The sequence below is a fragment of the Aminobacter aganoensis genome (assembly GCF_014206975.1).
In the GTDB taxonomy this organism is placed as follows: domain Bacteria; phylum Pseudomonadota; class Alphaproteobacteria; order Rhizobiales; family Rhizobiaceae; genus Aminobacter; species Aminobacter aganoensis.
Genome location: NZ_JACHOU010000004.1, coordinates 203,476 through 220,212 on the forward strand (window position 1 = coordinate 203,476; position 16,737 = coordinate 220,212).

The 16,737-nt window shown below is 63.8% G+C and carries 16 protein-coding genes and 1 tRNA gene; 4 read left to right on the forward strand and 13 right to left on the reverse strand.

All coding sequences use genetic code 11. The features are described from left to right. Positions 1 to 87: 87 nt before the first annotated feature. Positions 88 to 570: a hypothetical protein gene (locus tag GGR00_RS11830; RefSeq protein ID WP_184699527.1), complete on the reverse strand. Its 483-nt coding sequence runs from the start codon at positions 568 to 570 to the stop codon at positions 88 to 90. A gap of 157 nt (positions 571 to 727) precedes the next feature. Between GGR00_RS11830 and GGR00_RS11835 the strand changes: the two genes are divergently transcribed. The 3 genes from GGR00_RS11835 (at position 728) to GGR00_RS11845 (ending at position 2,299) form a co-directional block, all read left to right on the forward strand. Continuing rightward, the gene (locus GGR00_RS11835) at positions 728 to 1,126 is read left to right on the forward strand and encodes an NADH:ubiquinone oxidoreductase subunit NDUFA12 (RefSeq protein ID WP_055970734.1); all 399 of its coding nucleotides are present in this window, start codon (positions 728 to 730) and stop codon (positions 1,124 to 1,126) included. 292 nt (positions 1,127 to 1,418) lie between these two features. After that, on the forward strand, positions 1,419 to 1,853 hold the full coding sequence (locus GGR00_RS11840; protein WP_055970956.1) for a DUF2155 domain-containing protein: 435 nt from the start codon (positions 1,419 to 1,421) through the stop codon (positions 1,851 to 1,853). A 68-nt stretch (positions 1,854 to 1,921) separates the two neighbouring features. Then, a complete protein-coding gene (locus tag GGR00_RS11845) occupies positions 1,922 to 2,299 on the forward strand; it encodes a hypothetical protein (protein ID WP_184699528.1) in 378 nt (125 codons plus the stop codon). Positions 2,300 to 2,305: 6 nt separating this feature from the next. On the opposite strand, the gene aat is transcribed toward GGR00_RS11845, so the two are convergent. The 6 genes from aat to GGR00_RS11875 all read right to left on the reverse strand — a co-directional run bounded on the left by aat (position 2,306) and on the right by GGR00_RS11875 (position 7,629). Then, positions 2,306 to 2,923: a leucyl/phenylalanyl-tRNA--protein transferase gene (gene aat, locus GGR00_RS11850; RefSeq protein ID WP_055970738.1), complete on the reverse strand. Its 618-nt coding sequence runs from the start codon at positions 2,921 to 2,923 to the stop codon at positions 2,306 to 2,308. Positions 2,924 to 2,935: 12 nt separating this feature from the next. Then, a complete protein-coding gene (accC, locus tag GGR00_RS11855) occupies positions 2,936 to 4,279 on the reverse strand; it encodes an acetyl-CoA carboxylase biotin carboxylase subunit (RefSeq protein WP_055970741.1) in 1,344 nt (447 codons plus the stop codon). A gap of 17 nt (positions 4,280 to 4,296) precedes the next feature. Then, positions 4,297 to 4,767 (reverse strand): acetyl-CoA carboxylase biotin carboxyl carrier protein, encoded by a 471-nt coding sequence (accB, locus tag GGR00_RS11860; protein WP_055970742.1) that lies wholly within the window; start codon positions 4,765 to 4,767, stop codon positions 4,297 to 4,299. A gap of 27 nt (positions 4,768 to 4,794) precedes the next feature. Beyond that, a complete protein-coding gene (gene aroQ, locus GGR00_RS11865) occupies positions 4,795 to 5,229 on the reverse strand; it encodes a type II 3-dehydroquinate dehydratase (RefSeq protein WP_184699529.1) in 435 nt (144 codons plus the stop codon). A 130-nt stretch (positions 5,230 to 5,359) separates the two neighbouring features. Further along, positions 5,360 to 6,172 (reverse strand): DsbA family protein, encoded by an 813-nt coding sequence (locus GGR00_RS11870; protein WP_184699530.1) that lies wholly within the window; start codon positions 6,170 to 6,172, stop codon positions 5,360 to 5,362. Between the two features lie 53 nt (positions 6,173 to 6,225). Next, on the reverse strand, positions 6,226 to 7,629 hold the full coding sequence (locus tag GGR00_RS11875) for a M48 family metalloprotease (protein WP_055970958.1): 1,404 nt from the start codon (positions 7,627 to 7,629) through the stop codon (positions 6,226 to 6,228). A 136-nt stretch (positions 7,630 to 7,765) separates the two neighbouring features. On the opposite strand from GGR00_RS11875, the gene GGR00_RS11880 reads away from it, so the two are divergent. Beyond that, a complete protein-coding gene (locus GGR00_RS11880; protein WP_184699531.1) occupies positions 7,766 to 8,914 on the forward strand; it encodes a pyridoxal phosphate-dependent aminotransferase in 1,149 nt (382 codons plus the stop codon). 223 nt (positions 8,915 to 9,137) lie between these two features. Here the strand turns inward: GGR00_RS11880 and GGR00_RS11885 are convergent, their stop codons facing one another. From GGR00_RS11885 to GGR00_RS11910, 6 genes are all read right to left on the reverse strand, one after another. Next, on the reverse strand, positions 9,138 to 10,811 hold the full coding sequence (locus tag GGR00_RS11885) for a S8 family serine peptidase (protein ID WP_184699532.1): 1,674 nt from the start codon (positions 10,809 to 10,811) through the stop codon (positions 9,138 to 9,140). Positions 10,812 to 10,822: 11 nt separating this feature from the next. Then, entirely contained in the window at positions 10,823 to 11,794 is a 972-nt protein-coding gene (locus GGR00_RS11890) for a phosphatase PAP2 family protein (protein ID WP_377865120.1), read from the reverse strand. 55 nt (positions 11,795 to 11,849) lie between these two features. Beyond that, a complete protein-coding gene (locus GGR00_RS11895) occupies positions 11,850 to 13,634 on the reverse strand; it encodes an AfsR/SARP family transcriptional regulator (protein WP_210314995.1) in 1,785 nt (594 codons plus the stop codon). Positions 13,635 to 14,069: 435 nt separating this feature from the next. Continuing rightward, a complete protein-coding gene (locus GGR00_RS11900) occupies positions 14,070 to 14,210 on the reverse strand; it encodes a hypothetical protein (RefSeq protein ID WP_244487749.1) in 141 nt (46 codons plus the stop codon). A 270-nt stretch (positions 14,211 to 14,480) separates the two neighbouring features. Then, positions 14,481 to 16,085, reverse strand: coding sequence for an amidohydrolase (locus tag GGR00_RS11905; RefSeq protein WP_246441346.1), 1,605 nt, complete (start codon positions 16,083 to 16,085; stop codon positions 14,481 to 14,483). 461 nt (positions 16,086 to 16,546) lie between these two features. After that, a tRNA-Asn gene (locus tag GGR00_RS11910) sits at positions 16,547 to 16,621 on the reverse strand. Between the last annotated feature and the right edge of the window lie 116 nt (positions 16,622 to 16,737).

The following is a 16,737-nucleotide window of genomic DNA, read 5'->3' on the forward strand; positions in this document are numbered from 1 at the left end:
CGCATTGGGCCAGAGTCCATTACGGACCGGCTAATATTTTTGCAAGTGCGAGATCAAGGTGTGAGCACGTGCGAGATGAAGCCGCCGTCACGCCAGGTTGCGAGCCGCTTCTTCGTGGGCCAACCTGCGGATGTAGACGGCGAATTCCGGGTCTTCGCCGGGCAGCAACTGGGGCAGGGCGTTGCGAAAATCCTCGCGCCGGCACCATTCGCGCATGAAGTCCTCCCACGAGCTCCAGCGGCGCCTCCGGCGCTCCGGCATGTCGGGTTCGTAGGCAACCAGATAGGCGCGCTCGAACAATGCGATGAGAATGGCGAACATCGCCAGCAAGCGGTCGCGCTGCTCGTCGTCAAGGTCGAGCGTGGCCTTTTCGGACTGCAGCCTGAGGTCGGAATGCTGGAGCGACAGGGTGAGGAAGCTGGTGTAGCCGTCGGAGAGCATCTGGTAGATCTCTTCCTCCTCGTTGACCCGCTGCTTGCGCTGTTCGTAGACGAATATGAAGATGGCGAGCGGCAGGCCGAAGATCGTCACCAGCATGCTTAGCAATTCAACGATTTGCATGAAGGGCATGTGTCGCCGTCCCAACTGACGCCTGAGACGACAGTAGGTTGTGATTGATCGCCTGCCAATCGTCGCAGGAGGCAAGTTGCACGTTCTATACACTTGCCTTCGCGCGAGCCTGACGCCATAAGCAGGAGACTTTCGACGCGCCTGCCGCGAGGATCCGATGAAGAAATTCCTTGTCCAGTTTTTCACCTGGTGGAACGGCCAGACCCTTGGCACGCGCCTGCATACCTGGCGCAAAGGCACCAAGGTGGGCCAGGACGAATTCGGCAACGTCTACTACGAAGGCGGCAAGGATTCCGAGGGCCGCACGCGCCGCTGGGTGATCTACAACGGCGTTTCGGAAGCGTCGATGATTCCGCCCGGCTGGCACGGCTGGATGCATCACCGCGTCGACGTGGCGCCGTCGCAGGACAAGTACATTCCACGCGAGTGGCAGAAGGGGCACCAGCCCAATCTCACCGGCACCTCCGGCGCCTACCGTCCCAAGGGCTCGGTGCTCGGCAACACGCATCGCCCGCAGGTTACCGGCGACTACGACGCCTGGACCCCCGGCTCGTAAGGCGACAGCTCTTCGGCGCGGACATTTGTCGCCACAATTGGCGGCTAACTGCTTGCCCATGGGTGTCAGGCGTTTAGCCTTGGCGCATTGGGAATCACCGAGTGCACAACACTCCGGGCGCAACGGCGGTAACGACTGTATGACACTTCCTGGCCGGGTTCCGTCGAGCGGACGATCGAAGGCGAAAGCCCTGCTTGCTGCTGTGGCCCTGTGCGCCGGCCTTGGTCAGGCAACGGCCCAGGACAGCATCGAGCGCCTGCCACTCGACCAGCAGGTCGAGCAGGGCGACGACTTGCCGGCAATCGACATCGAGCCCTTGCCCGGCGAAGGCCAGCCGGCCCCGAGCCAGGCTCAGCCGGCGCCGCAGGCCGCAGCGCAGCCGCAACGCATCAAGAACCCGATCGCCGAGTTCGCCGGCATCGACAAGATCACCGGCCGCATCATCACCTTCGACGTCTATGTCGACGAGACCGTGCAGTTCGGTGCGCTGCAGGTGACGCCGCGCGTCTGCTACTCCAGACCGGAGAACGAGGAGCCGAAGACGGACTCCTTCGTCGAGGTCGACGAGATCACGCTCGACCGCAAGATCAGGCGCATCTTCACCGGCTGGATGTTCGCCGAGAGCCCGGGCCTCAACGCCGTCGAGCACGCTGTCTATGACGTCTGGCTGAAGGCCTGCAAGCAGAAGTCGGACGTGCCGGCGCCGGAAGCCGCCAAGACCAACTGATCTTTGTCGGAACCGCATCCGCTGCCTGACGTTTGTCGTGACGAGCAACGACAGCGGAGGATGATGCCGTGACCGCCAACCGTGACGAACTCCTCGAACTCGAGCGCGAATTCTGGACCGGCGATCAGGAGTTCTTTGCCGAGAACGCCGACAGGGAGTGTCTTGTGGCATTCCCCGAGATGGCATGCGTGATGAGCAATGCCGAACTGGCGGCCACCGCGACGAAGCCCCATCGCTGGCGCAATCTGGAAATGCAGGTTGAAGGCATCGTCGAGCCGGGCAGCGACATCGTCATGCTGACCTATCACGCCAAGGCGATACGCGAGAATGGCGAGCCCTATTCGGCGCTTGTCAGCACCGGCTACGTCCACCGCCTCCAGGGCTGGAAGATGATGTTCCACGCCCATACGCCGACCGAACCGCAGGACGGAAAGGCTGCAAAATAACGGCTTTCAGGGGGCGAAAGAGGCCTCGCCGACCAGCGCCTTGGCCAGCATCTTTTCATATTTGTCGCGCGGCACGTCGACCGCGCCGAAACGCTTGAGATGGTCGGTCGTGAACTGCGTGTCGAGCAGCAGGAAACCGCGTGCCTGGAGCCGCTCGACCAGGCGCACGAGACAGACCTTCGACGCATCCTTCTCGCGCGAGAACATGCTTTCGCCGAAGAAGGCACGGCCCAGCGACACGCCATAGAGGCCGCCGACAAGCTCGCCATCGCGCCAGGCTTCCACCGAGTGCGCGTGGCCGATGCGGTGGAGATGGGTGTAGGCCTCGCGGATCGGCGCGTTGATCCAGGTCGACAGGCGCCCGGCGCGCCGTTCGGCGCAGGCATCGATCGTCGCCTCGAAGTCGCTGTCGAAACGCACCTCGAAATGGCCTTGCCGGATCGTCTTGGCGAGGCTGTGCGGCACGTGGAAGCCATCGAAGGGAATGATGCCGCGCGTCTCGGGCCGGACCCAGAAGACCTCCGGATCCGACGCGCTTTCGGCCATGGGAAAGACGCCCGACGCATAGGCCTTCAGCAGAAGGTCCGTGGGTATGCTGTAGCCGGGCGCATAGGGGCGCGTCATTCGCCCCCCTGTCTACTCGCCTTTCGCGAGGTGCTTTTCCAACCAGTGGATGTCGTAGTCGCCATTTGCAATATCAGGGTTGCCAACGAGTTCACGGAACAGAGGCAACGTCGTCTTGATACCATCTACCACGAATTCGTCGAGCGCGCGCCTGAGACGCATCATGCATTCGACGCGGTTGCGGCCGTGCACGATCAGCTTGCCGATCAGGCTGTCGTAGTAGGGCGGGATCCGGTAGCCGGAATAGACGCCCGAATCGACGCGGATGCCGAGGCCGCCGGGGGTGTGGAAATGCGTGATCGTGCCGGGCGACGGCACGAAGGTGCGCGGATCCTCGGCGTTGATGCGGCATTCGATGGCATGGCCGTGGAAACGGATGTCGTTCTGCGTGACCGACAGGCCGCCGCCCGAGGCGACGCGGATCTGCTCGTGCACGAGGTCGATGCCGGTGATCGCCTCGGTGATCGTGTGTTCCACCTGCAGGCGGGTGTTCATCTCGATGAAATAGAACTCGCCGTTCTCGTAGAGAAACTCGATCGTGCCGGCGCCGGAATAGCCGAGATTGGCCACCGCATTGGCGCAGATGTCGCCGATGCGCGAACGCTCTTCGCTATTGAGGGCGGGCGAATTGGCTTCTTCCCAGACCTTCTGGTGGCGGCGCTGCAGCGAGCAGTCGCGTTCGCCGAGATGCACGCCCTTGCCGGCGCCGTCGCCAAAGATCTGGACTTCGATGTGGCGCGGCTTCTGCAGGTACTTTTCGATGTAGACGGCGTCGTCGCCGAAGGCGGCACCGGCTTCGGAGCGCGCCGTCGCCAGCGCGATCTCAAGATCGGCCTCGGTGAGCGCGACCTTCATGCCGCGGCCACCGCCGCCGGCCGAGGCCTTGATGATGACCGGATAGCCGATCTCGGCGGCTACGCGCTTGGCTTCCTTCTCGTCGCTGACCGCACCTTCCGAACCCGGCACGACCGGGATGCCGAGGCGCTTGGCGGTGCGCTTGGCTTCGATCTTGTCGCCCATGATGCGGATGTGGTCGCCCGAGGGACCGATGAAGGTGATGTTGTGGGCCGCCAGGATGTCGGCGAACTTGGCGTTTTCCGACAGGAAGCCGTAGCCGGGATGCACGGCGTCAGCGCCGGTGATCTCGCAGGCAGCCACGATCTGGTGGATGTTGAGATAGCTGTCGCGCGACGGCGGCGGGCCGATGCAGACGCTCTCGTCGGCGAGGCGCACATGCATGGCGTCGGCGTCTGCGGTGGAGTGGACGGCAACCGTCTGGATGCCGAGCTCCTTGGCCGCGCGCAGCACTCTGAGGGCGATTTCGCCGCGATTGGCGATCAGGATTTTCTGGAACATGCGCGCAGCCTTCCGGCTTACTCGACGACGACGAGCGGCATGCCGTATTCGACAGGCTGCGCGTCTTCGATGAGGATCGCCTTGACGGTACCGGAACGCGGCGACGGAATCTGGTTCATCGTCTTCATCGCTTCGATGATCAGCAGCGTCTGGCCTTCCTTGACCACGGTGCCGATTTCGACGAACGGCTTGGCATCCGGCGACGGCGCGAGATAGGCAGTGCCGACCATTGGCGAGGGGACGGCGTTCTTGGCGACATCGACGACCGCAGGTGCGGCGACCGCGGCCACCGGCGTCGAATTGACCGCCACGGGTGCCGCCATCATCGGGGCCGCGACCGCATGCACGGCCTGCGCTGCCTGGCGCGAGACGCGCACCTTGAGGTCGCCGAGCTCGACTTCGATCTCGGTCAGGTTGGTGTCGTTCAGGATTCCTGCGAGGTCGCGGACGAGCTGCTGGTCAACACCATCGGTCTTCTTCGTCGCCATGTTCAAACCTTTTCTGTCTGTTGCCGGTCAGAGCCGGGCTGCCAGCGCCTGCAGCGCCAGCGTGTATCCGAGCGGCCCGAAGCCGCAGATCATGCCCACGGCCACCGGCGCCACCATTGATTTGTGGCGGAAAGCTTCGCGGGCGTGGATGTTGGAAAGATGTACCTCGGCGACCGGCAGCGGCGAGACGGCACGGATTGCGTCCTGCAATGCGATCGAGGTGTGGGTGTAGGCGCCTGCATTGAGCACGATGCCGACGGCTTTTTCGCCCGCCTCGTGAATCCAGTCGACCAGGACGCCTTCATGGTTCGTCTGGCGGAATTCGACCGCAAGGCGGAGCGAAGCTGCTGCCGCCTGGCAGTCGGCTTCGATGTCGGCCAGGGTCTTGCCGCCATAGATGCCGGGCTCGCGCTTGCCCAGCATGTTAAGGTTCGGACCGTTGAGGACGTAAACCGTTTTCAAATTACAGACCTTTCCACCCGCCAGATCCTCTCTGGCGCGGCGGACCCTCTATAATCGGCATAAGCCGTCGCGGAAAGAGCGCAAGCAACTTCTTGCGCTGTCCACAACGGCTCATGCCCAAATGACGGGCTCAGCAGGTTGAATCGGCCTGGCAAGCCGCGGCGGCGGCGATCTTCTCGGCCAGAACTTCCTGGCCGAGCGCACCGAAGACGACCTCGTTGCCGACGACATAGGACGGCGTGCCGCTGATCTGCAGCTTGTTGGCGAGTTCGTAGGTGCGGTTGAAGGCCTCGCCGATGGCCGGATCCTTCATCGCTTCGCGCAGCTTGGCCTCGTCGGCGCCGAGCTCCAGCGCGACCTTGATGGCATGTTCCTCGCCGGCGCGGCCTTCGCCGCCGAGCAGCTTGTCGTGGAACTCGCCGTATTTCTCGGGCATCAGCTTGCGGAAGGCCATCGAAACGACGTGGGCCTTCTGGGAATCCGGTCCGAGGATCGGGAACTCCTTGAGCACGAAGCGCAGGTCCGGATTGGCCTTGGTCAGCGCGTGCATGTCGGCCTGGGCGCGTTTGCAGTAGCCGCAATTGTAGTCGTAGAACTCGACGATGGTGGTCTTGCCGTCGGGGTTGCCGACGATGCCGTCGAATGGCGAGTTGAAGAGCTCGTCCTTACTCTGCTTGATGACCTCGAGGCTGGCGACGCGCTGCTCTTCCTTCTGCCTGGCTTCGAGCGCGCCCTGCATCTCGAGCAGCAGTTCGGGATTGTCGAGCAGGTATTCGCGAACGATCTTCTCGACCTGCTTCTTGTCGAGGTTGCCGGCTGCGGTTGCCGCCGGCTGCGATGCGTCCTGGGCATGCGCGGTGCCGGGATTGCCGGCCAGGCCGAAAGCCAGCATGGCAAAGGCGACGGCGATGCCGGCCGTGCCGAGAAGAAGTGATTTTTTCATGGTCCCTGAGTCTCCAGCCGTTTCGGCTCTGTCGCCACCTGACGAAAGAAGGTTCACTTCTTTTTCTTGCTCGGCGCCTTGTAGTTGATGATGTCCTGGGCGCGAACCCAGCCTGGCGAGCCGCGCGGCATCTTCATCTGCGCGCGCATCGCAAAGATTTTGGCATCCTGGTAGGCACCGCTGTAGTAGTGTCCGTCGGCGGTGGCAAGGTCGGCGTCGGCGACATCGCCGAGCATGCCGTAGGCCTGGGCGAGGTAGCGATAGCCGGCGGCGTTCTCGCGGTCGCGGTCGAGGCCCTTGCGCACCTCGGCGACCGCCTTTTTCAAGGCCTCGGGCGTGCCAACGGCGAGATAGGCCTGGCCGAGCTGGATCGGCAGGATGCCCGATTTGGCCGGATCGAGCCGAACCGCGGTGGCATAGGATTCGGCTGCCGCCGCTGCCTTGTTCGACTTCATCAGGATGTCGCCGCGCAACTCGTGGAAATAGGCGTTCTTGGGCTGCGACTTGATCAGCGCGTCGGTCTTGCTGAGTGCCGAGCGCAGGTCGCCGAACAGATAAGTCGCCTGTGCGTCGCCATAGCGGGCGGCGAGGCCGCCGGCATTGTTGCGCAGCAGCCGAGAGGCGGCAGCCTGGCCCTGCGTGTAGACGGCGATCTTCACCCGCATCATGTCGTGGCGCAGTTGCAGCGCCTCGGAATCGGTCTTGCCGAAATTGGGGCTCTGCTGGGCCAGCGTTTCGAGATTGGCGATACGCTCGCGCGGCATCGGATGGCTGACCTGGTAGGGGTCGACCCGGGCGCCCGACAGCGACAACGCGCTCTGGAAGCGCTGGAAGGTCTTCAGCATGCCCTGCGCCGACTGGCCGGTGGCATTGAGATAGGTGATGGCCGAGCGGTCGGCGGTGGCTTCTTCCGAGCGCTGGTAGCCGAGCAGGCTGCGGCGGGCCATTTCCGAGCCGCCGGTCATGATGCCGGCGCCCGCGGCACCGAGGCCGTTGGTGTCGGACGCAGCCCCAGCGACCATAGCGCCAGCGCCGAGCAGGGCCGCCACGATCGCCATGGTCTGGGCGCGCGCCAACTGGTCGCGCAGGCGTTCCTGGTGGCCGCCGGCGATGTGGCCGGCCTCATGGGCGATGACGCCGATGATCTCGTTCGGCGTCTCGGCCGTCATCAGCGCGCCGGTGTTGATGAACATGCGCCGGCCGGCAACGAAGGCGTTGAAAGCCGGATCGTTGACGAGCACGATGCCGATGTTCGAATTGGCCAGGCCCGCGGCCTTGAGGATCGGCCGGGCGTAGTCGCGGACCAGCGCTTCGATCTCGGCGTCGCGGACGATGGGCACCCGCTGTGCATGCGCTGCGCCCGTCGAACCCAGCGCGACGCCAGCCGACAATGCAAACGCGGCAAAGGCGCGCGTTGATCTTGCGAGGAAGCGCGAAAGACTATTGTTGCTCTGCATGGCGGGAAACACTCGTAAACGAGCCGTCGGGCTGTGAAAAGGCTGGTCCAAGAAACTCATCAACTTGTGATCCCCATATCAATCAGGCATTTGTGCGGCGCATTGCCCCGACGACGGCAAGGGAAAGTGGACGAACATGGCGGTAGCGATTTCACGGCGCGGCGAGGTGGAGCCCTTCCACGCGATGGACATCCTGGCCGAGGCCAACAGGCTCAAGGCCTTGGGAACGCCCGTCATTTCGATGGCGGTCGGCCAGCCTTCCGATCCCGCCCCCCAGCGGGTGCGCGATGCGGCGGCAGCGGCGCTCAAGATCGGGCGCATAGGCTATACCGACGCGCTCGGCCTGGCCGAGCTGCGCCAGGCGATTTCGGCTCATTACACCGAACATTACCGCATCGAGGTGCCGGTTTCGCGAATCGCCGTCACCACCGGATCGTCGGCAGCCTTTAATCTCGCCTTCCTCGCCATGTTCGATCCGGGCGACCGCGTGGCGATCGCCGCACCCGGTTATCCCGCCTACCGCAACATCATGGGGGCGCTAGGCCTGGACGTCGTCGAGATCGAGTTGGACGGGGCCGCCTATCTCCATGCCGAGCATCTGCGCGAGGCGCATCGCCAGCGGCCGCTGAAAGGCGTGCTGTTTGCGAGCCCTGCCAACCCGACCGGCGCCGTCGTGCCGCCGGGCGATCTCAAGGCGCTGGTCGACGCGGCCCGCGAGCTCGGCATCGCGGTGATCTCGGACGAGATCTATCACCGGCTCGCCTATGGCGCGCCCGACGTCACCGCGCTCGCCTATGACGACGACGTCACCGTCATCAACTCGTTCTCGAAATTCTACTGCATGACCGGCTGGCGCATCGGCTGGATGGTACTGCCGGAGCGGCTGGTGCGGCCGGTCGAGCGCATCGCGCAATCGCTCTACATCTCGGCCCCCGAGCTGTCGCAGGTCGCCGCCATCGAGGCCTTCAACGTCACTGACGAGCTCGAGGTCATCAAGGCGCGCTACGCCTGGAATCGCGAGTTGCTGGCCAAGCGGCTGCCGGAGCTGGGTTTCAGCTTCGCCGCCCCGATGGACGGGGCGTTCTACGCCTTCTGCGACGTCTCGCGCCTGACCAACGACAGCATGGAATTTGCCCGTCGGATGCTGGCCGAAGCGCACGTCGCGGCCACACCCGGCAGGGACTTCGATACGCTCGCCGGCCATCGCACCATGCGCTTTTCCTACGCCGGCAGCCATGACGACATGATCGAGGCGATGGATCGCATCGAACGCTGGCTGCGCTGAGCGCCTTTCTTTCAAATCCAACCGCCCCGTCGTCGAGCCGACGGGGCGGGGCAGGGGGCAAGGGGAGGATGATCTCGGCCCCTGATCGCCAGGATGCTACAACCCCCGCGGACAGCATCCTGACAAACTGTGAATCTGCGCACACGTCTGCCGCTGGCGGACAGGCTGCTCTCGCGCATCCGCCTCAGGTATTCGGTGTCTCTATGTCTTCTCCTGTAGCCTCCTAGGGGCCAAGCACTGCGGCGACCGCCTTGCCCGCATCGAGCAATCCCGCGCCGAAGAAGTAGCCCTTGCCCTTTGTTGGCTCGTTGTCGGCGTTCATCGGATCGGGCGTCAGCGGTGTCGTGCCCGGCTTGACGATGGCATTCTGGTCGCAGGCGGCGACCAGGATCGACTTCGATGACAGGCCATCGAGTTTTGCCGCCGGGCCCTGCTTGGCCTTGTTGGCGCGCGCCAGCAGGGCTGCCACGCCGGCGACAAGCGCGGCGGCACCCGACGTCCCGCCGAACGCCGTGTAGTAGCCGCCGCCAATGCCGGGGTTGTCGTGCGGCGGCAGGATCGACGAGTAGGGATCCGAGCCGCCGGCATAACCGAACGTGCCGGGCAGGTCGGTCGTCAGCAGCGAGAAATGGCTGTGCGGAATGACCTTGCCGGTGCCCGGATGGTAGAAGTGCTGCTCGACCATCGGGTCGGTGCGGTCCACCCGCAATTGGTGGCGTGTGTAGATCTCGAAATCGTCGGAAGGTGCGACCAGCGTCAGCTTCGTCCCGTAGTTGCTGTAGCCGGAGCGATAGCCGTTGGGCGTCACCGCGCCGACGGCGACGATGCCATTGTTGGCGGCGGCGAGGCTGGCCGGGTAGATGAGCTGGCTTTCACCGTCGTTTCCCGCCGCGCAGACGACCGGCACCTTGCGGCTGATCGCCACGATCAGCTTGGCGAGGATGTTCCAGGCCAGGTCGCGATTTGCCGTCTTGCCGACCGCATGGGGGCGGATCTCGCTGGCCGGCGGGGTTGCCTCCTCGAGCCGGGCAAACAGATCGGCCCGCTCCCAATTCTGGCGCTCATCGAGGTCTTGCGAGAGTTCGGGCTTGGGGTTCAGCGCGCCACGGTTCGGGTCGGGGAGGCCGCGCGGCAGCAGGATCACGTCGGCACCGCTGGCGAAGGCATAGAGGAAAGCCGTGATGAACTGGTCGGGCTGCTGTTCGAAGCCGGTGCGGATCGAGATCAGCCGCGAGAACGGATCGACGCCGAAATAGGGCAATGTGTTGCGGTTCGGATTGGGCACGACGCTGCCGTCGTCACCGTTCAGCACGTCGGGAAGGACGATCGCCGGATCGGGAGCGACGGTGGCGGCCGGTTCGCCGACGGCCAGGCCGGCGACAGCCGTGCCGTGGCTGCCAAAGGTCTCGTCGCCCTCGATGAGGGTGTGGACGACGCCTTCCGATGCCGCCAGTTCGGCGATCAGGCTGTTGAAATAGCCCGTCTCGGGCCCGGTCAGGTTCAGCGCGCCCAGGCCGGCGGTCGAGAGACCGGCAAAGAATGCCGCCTTGACCTCGGGGTCATAGGGACTTGCGGCAGGCGCGGCCACATATTTGGCGCCATGTGGGTGGCTGACGAGGTCGATCGACTTGACCGTGTCGAGCCGGCTCTTGAGGTTCGGGTGGCTGCGGCTGACGCCGACGTCGATCAGTGCGATCGTCGCCGGCGTGTTGGCCGCCGGAAAGGCCTGCGCGATCGTATCCCAGACCGAGCCGTTGATGTCGGGCGATGAAAAATCGATGTCCCCGCCCGGGCTGAGCGGCCCGAAAGTCGCATCGACCACGCCGAGGGCGGCGAGGTGCCACAGATAGTAGTAGGACTGAGGTGCCTGGAAGGAGAATTGGTTGCCGTTTGCCATTTTCGTCTCCTTCAAAGCCATTCGCGCTGTGCGGCGAGATAGTTCGCCATGAAGGCGTCCCGGAGATAGGGCTGGAAACGCTGCGCCAGGGCGCGTCCGCCATTGGTGTCGCTGGGATAGTGGAGGCCCGCCCATTCGCGGTTCTCGGCGACCTTGCGGGCGATGCGCGACAATTCCTCCGTCGCCGGGTGCTCGGGCAGGATCGAGTTAAAGGCGAATGCGATCGTGTGGCACTGGAACGAGTGGTTGCTGGGATAGGCCTGGTGCGCCGGATTGGGCAGCATCAGCCGCAGCCTGGGCTCGATCTGGTTGGGCCGGGTGCGGTTGAACTTGGCCTTGTAGATCAGCCCGACATATTCGCAGGCCGTCAGGATGGCCTGGAACAGGCCCTCGGTCTGATCGAAGCCGCTGATGCCGTCGATGCCCAGTGGCTTGGTGAAATCCGAGACGTCGAGGCTGGCCTCGCGCTCGATGTCCTCCTTGCGTCGGGAGCGTTCGCGGTCACGCGCCTGAAGTGACAGCATCACCGACGTTTCCAGCCGGGTGACGTCGGGGCCGGGTGGTAGCGGGATGTCGAGTTGTTCCCAGGTGAACTTGCGCGCCGCGGTAAATGCGTGCGGCGAGGGCGAAGTGTGGAGCCGCCGAAGCTCGAAGGCCGGGATGAGGCTGCTCTGTGAACCGCCTCCGGAGCCGGATTGCAGCGCGCTGCCCTTGTTCTTGTTCTTGTTTTTATTCTTGTTTTTGTTCTTGTTTTTGTTGAGCGATGCCTTGTTCTGCACGCCGGCGCTCAACACGGCGCCGGCCACGCTTGCGGCCATCACCATTTGCGGGCCTGCCGCCAGGGACTTCGTCTCCAAGGCAACCTGCGGCCGGTCGGAAGCCGCGCAAGGCACCACGTCGTCGCCGGCGATCTTGAAGCGGTATTGATCCAGGAAGTGCGATAAGCCGCCTTCATGCGGCGCAAAACTGTCGTTGCCAGCCACTTTATTCCCCATTGATTTTGATCGAACGTTGCGGCGCTCGGTGCGCCGGTCAGGCTTATTTCTTGACGCCGGCCTTGATGAGGCCCGAAATCAGGTTGGCGCCGCCTTCGGTACGCATGATCGGGTAGCGCGCATCGATCAGCGAACTGATCGAGAAATTGGGTTCGACCGTATTGAGCCGGTCGAGAAGCGAGCGTGCGGCGCGGATGTCGCCCAGCTGGGCGTGGCTCGCCACGAGATAGCGCAGCAGGGAATTGAAGTCCGGTCGTTCGCGCAGTGCCTGTTCGCCGGCTTCGATGGCCACGCGGTGATTGCCGGCGAGGGTGGCGTTGATCAGCCGCGAGGTGTCGAAATAATAGCGGTACGGACTGTAGGCGCCGAGGTGGCGCGCCCAGTTGGCAAGGCTCAAGCCCTTGTCCGGCTGCCCGGCATAGGCATGGAGCATCGAATACAGGTCCCAGCCCAGGACCTGGGTCGGGTTGGCCCGGATCGCCCGCTCGAACAGTCCCGATGCATAGTCGTATTCGCCGAACAGGAACGAATGGACGTGGCCGACCAGCGCCAGGGTGACCGAGTTGCCCGGGTCGAGTTCCAGCGCCTTGCGCGCGTATTGCTGTGCCTGCTCGGTCACATTGGCCGAATCGGAAAAACGCTGGCCGACCTGGAAGGTCATCAGGAAGGCGAGCCAGGCATAGGCCTGCGATGAGGGCCGCTGGGCGATGATGCGCCGGAGCGAGGCCTCCGACATCACGAGGTCGTTGCGCGACAGGCGGAACATGGCGTTGACGGCGGCAAACAGGCTTTCGCCTTCCGCGGCGTCGTCGGACTGTTCGGAGCGCGCGATGAAATAGCGCCGCAGCTCGTCCATGGCCTCGTTGATGAGCTGGTGCGAGGCCGATGTGTCGCCCGTCTCGATGGCGCGGCGTTCGAGTGTGGCACCGCCCATCCACAGCAGGCTGCGGTCGGCGGTGCGATGGACGCTGACGCTGATATGCGCCTGGTGGGCCGAAAACCGGTAGCCGACCTGGATGGCGAGGGCCACAGCGTCGAATTCGGCTCCGACCGGCGATGCAGCCGATAGATCCGGTCTAGAGAGGTCGCAGACGGCCAGTTCGCCGTCTTCCAGCAGCGAACGGACCAGCGATTCCGTGAACATGTCCGGCAGCGATGCCGCATTGAACGCATCGCCAGTGATGGACGGCGGCAGCAACGCGACGGACCAGCCGGTGAGGCTGCCGCGATGCGGCGACGTTCTGCGCTCCCCGCCGTCGGGCGAATCCGGGCCGGATCGACTTTTCTCGGCCGGGATGAAGCCGTTGGCACGGCGGTCCTTCGGGCTGAGGTCGCGTTGGCCGAGCGCGGTTTCGAGTCGGCCATGCCAGACCTGTCGCTCGAGCATCAGCCATTCCTCGAATTCGGGGTCGCCGATGTCGAGCCCTTCGAGCAGTTCCGGCCAGGTTTCGAGTTGCACGTCGTCAGGCGAGGACTGGCGTGCCGGGTCGAGAAGCTGCAAAGCGTCGACCGACACGCGGTTGAGGTCGAGCGAGATCGTGTGGTTGTCGGAAATGATGATTCGTTCGGCCATCGGGCCGAGCGACTTGCGCACGTCGACGAGCGCTTGTCTCAGGCTTGCTGCCGCCTGTTCTTCGCCGCGGTCGCTCCACAGCTTGTCGCGAAGCCAGATGCGCGAACGGGCGCCGCGGGGGGCGAGCGCCAGCATGGCGACCAAAGCACGGGATTTCTGGGCTTTTGGCGTGCACGAGATGCCGTCTGCGTCGGTGACGGCTAGCGTCCCGAACAGATAGATATGCCCCAGCGTACTGGCGTCGTCACCAGCCATCGTGCGGACCTTTGCGGCAGGCCGTTCCTTCCCGCGGCGAGGGTAGCACAACTCGACTCGCCTTGGGCGTGGATACCTTAGGTTGGAATCATACAACGACAACCCAGCCAGCGCGCCTATTTGTGTGCTTTCGCAACCGGACAAGACCTGTAGCATTCCAGCGTCCCTCACCAATGTTTGCCGGAGGCGATTCCAGCCTGTTTTGGGAAACGATAGAGGGGTGGGGTGATTGCGGCGTGAGCGAAACGTCAAAGCAGCCGAAAAACACGGGCCGTTCTTGGCTGAATCGCGGTGACGCACGCAGGCGCGGACGAGTGACCCGTCGGTTGAGTGACGTTCTTTAGGGGGCAAGTGGGGCTGATGCCGGCAATCCGGAAACCCCACCGCGCGGCGAACGGTGATGCCCGAACGCCGCCAGGAAATCGGCCGTTTCCGTTACCTGCTGGCGCCGGCCCGCCGCGGCCCAGCAATCTCCCTGCCCAGCGCCAGCGCGTCCTGGAGGTCGGTGGTGTATTTCGCCGTGTCTTCGAGCCCGCCGAAATGGTTGAGGCGGATGGTCTCGCCACGCTTGCTCATGACCACTCCGATGGAGCGAAGGGTCTCACGTACATCCGAAAAACGCATGGTCGCCTCTCCTTGGCCGGTGGTTGGTGAATATTAGCGACCGCTTGTAACAGCGCCGTGTTGCACGCAACGTGATGGATACGTGAAACGGGGCGTGAAAAGTTTCGCCGCCGAGCGTGAATTTGCAATGCGGGCAGGGCTTCCAGACAAAAAACGGCTGCAGCGGTCAAGCGCCGCTGCAGCCGTGCGCCCCACCGCCAGGCCGGTGGCGCCGTGCCGAGCCTACTTCTTTTCGAGGACCGGGAACTTGATTCCCAGCTGATCGAGATAGGTCGGGTACTTCGACGGGTCGTAGTAGAATTTCTGCATTTCCGGCCGGTAGGTCGCCATGATCTCCACGTTCTTCTGGATCTGCGGCTTGTCGTCCGCGCTCAGCATGGGCACGTATTTCTGGCCCTTCTGCTGCTCGTTCTGGAAGTAGTCGGTCGCCTTGGCCAGCAGTTCGGGGTTGGTCAGGAGGTCGATCGACGTCATGGCGACGACCTTCGACCCGGCGACCACGCCCTTGTGGGCGATCGGCGTCGCCATCGCCATGGCGTTCGACCAGTGATGGCCGGGCAGGCCGGGGATGTTCGACGGGTAGTTCACGGTAATCGTCGGCACGACCCACGAGATGTCGCCGATGTCATCCGAGCCGCCGCTCTCCGGCTTCTCCAGCGGTGGTTGCAGTTCCTTGAGCTTGACCGCCAGGCCTTCCTCCTTGGCTTTCACGGTCTTCTGCACGGCCTTGGCGAAGGCCTGCTCATCCTCGTTCCAGGTCGGCAGGCCGACCTTCTGGATGTTGGCGTAGGCGGCTTCGGCCATCGGCCTGTTGAAGTGACGCGGTGCCGCCGTGCCGACGATCTGGCGCGACACGGTGGTGCTGGACATCTTCGCCGCCGCTTCCGCGATCGTGTTGGCGGTGTCGAAGTTCTTGGAAATGTTGTCGAAGTCCTGTTCGCGAATGAAGTACCAGACCGTTGCCGCCGAAGGCACGACGTTGGGCTGGTCGCCGCCGTCGGGAATGACGTAGTGCGACCGCTGCTCGGGGCGCAGGTGCTCGCGCTTCATGTTCCAGGCGATGTTCATCAGTTCGACGCCGTCGAGCGCGCTGCGGCCACGCCACGGTGCACCGGCCGAATGGGCCGATTCGCCGCTGAAGGTGTATTCGACCGAAACCATGCCGGTGCCGTTGGGCTGGCCCCATGTGGTCTGCAGATTGTTGCCGACATGGGTGAACAGCACGGCGTCGACATCCTTGAATACCCCGTCGCGCACCATGTAGGCCTTGCCGGCCAGCAACTCCTCGGCGACCCCCGGCCACAGCATGATCGTGCCTGGGATCTTGTCCTTCTCCATGATGTCCTTGAGGGCCAGCGCCGCAACCACGTTCACTGCCTGGCCGGAATTATGGCCTTCGCCATGCCCGGGCGCACCGGCGATCATCGGGTCGTGATAGGCGACGCCCGGCTTTTGCGAGGTCTTGGGCAGGCCGTCGATGTCGCTGCCCAGGGCGATGACCGGTTCGCCCGATCCCCATTTGGCAACCCAGCCGGTGGGCAGGCCGGCGACGCCACGCTCGACGGTGAAGCCGCTCTCTTCGAGAATGTCCGTGATGTATTTCGAGGTTTCGACCTCCTGGAAGGCCAGTTCGCCGAAGCTGAAGATCGAATCCGTCATCTCCTGCGCCAGCTTGGCCCGCGATTCGATGCCCGCTATCGCACGGGTCTTGAGGTTCGCGACCTGCTCGGCAGTCATCGGCTTCTGTTCGTTCGCCAATGCATAGGTCGAGGTGGACGCCGCCAGGAAGGCAGCCAGGGCTATTCGTGAAATCCGCATCCGCTTCATGAAAATCTCCCATTGATCGACAACTCGCCGCCGGGCCAAGGGCTGCAATCCGCAGGACTTGACGTTACGGCAGCTGGAATGATGGCGCCGGCTCGGGAGGGGCGGCAAGAATATTCTTCCACTCTGCGGAATTTAGGAAAATATGTGCTCTGAATCGCTGGTATTGGGACGGAATATCTGTCGATTACCTAATATATGTGTCGAAAACAGACTGCCGCGGCGGTACCTGCTCAACTCAAGGTCAACGATTGGCCCAATCGGCAAATCTTCTGGACTACTAAGGAGCGAGGGCCTTGAGCCGGAAGAACTTCGGCATCGACGGTGCATTGCATGGGGAACCAGCGTTGGCGCTCGCCGCCGGCAACCGTATTGCCAATTTGTGATCCACTGCGCTGCAGTTACAGCGACGATCCAGCGGCACGTTTGCGCCCTGATGTAAAAACTGCACTTTGTGGAAAAAGTGGCTCCCCGGGCCGGATTCGAACCAGCGACCAACCGGTTAACAGCCGGTTGCTCTACCACTGAGCTACCGGGGAACAGGGCTCATGTGAACGAGGCGGCGTATAGCAAACGGTTTTGCGATTTGCAAAGCGCTAATCGAACTTTTTGCGAGTTTTTCCCAGATGCCTTTCTGGTAATCACCCCCGGGCAG

Coding starts and splice junctions, on each gene's coding strand:
- GGR00_RS11830 (WP_184699527.1), bottom strand. CDS start 570: ATGCCCTTCATGCAAATCGTTGAATTGCTAAGCATGCTGGTGACGATC.
- GGR00_RS11835 (WP_055970734.1), top strand. CDS start 728: ATGAAGAAATTCCTTGTCCAGTTTTTCACCTGGTGGAACGGCCAGACC.
- aat (WP_055970738.1), bottom strand. CDS start 2,923: ATGACGCGCCCCTATGCGCCCGGCTACAGCATACCCACGGACCTTCTG.
- accC (WP_055970741.1), bottom strand. CDS start 4,279: ATGTTCCAGAAAATCCTGATCGCCAATCGCGGCGAAATCGCCCTCAGA.
- accB (WP_055970742.1), bottom strand. CDS start 4,767: ATGGCGACGAAGAAGACCGATGGTGTTGACCAGCAGCTCGTCCGCGAC.
- GGR00_RS11870 (WP_184699530.1), bottom strand. CDS start 6,172: ATGAAAAAATCACTTCTTCTCGGCACGGCCGGCATCGCCGTCGCCTTT.
- GGR00_RS11875 (WP_055970958.1), bottom strand. CDS start 7,629: ATGCAGAGCAACAATAGTCTTTCGCGCTTCCTCGCAAGATCAACGCGC.
- GGR00_RS11880 (WP_184699531.1), top strand. CDS start 7,766: ATGGCGGTAGCGATTTCACGGCGCGGCGAGGTGGAGCCCTTCCACGCG.
- GGR00_RS11885 (WP_184699532.1), bottom strand. CDS start 10,811: ATGGCAAACGGCAACCAATTCTCCTTCCAGGCACCTCAGTCCTACTAC.
- GGR00_RS11895 (WP_210314995.1), bottom strand. CDS start 13,634: ATGGCTGGTGACGACGCCAGTACGCTGGGGCATATCTATCTGTTCGGG.
- GGR00_RS11900 (WP_244487749.1), bottom strand. CDS start 14,210: ATGAGCAAGCGTGGCGAGACCATCCGCCTCAACCATTTCGGCGGGCTC.
- GGR00_RS11905 (WP_246441346.1), bottom strand. CDS start 16,085: ATGAAGCGGATGCGGATTTCACGAATAGCCCTGGCTGCCTTCCTGGCG.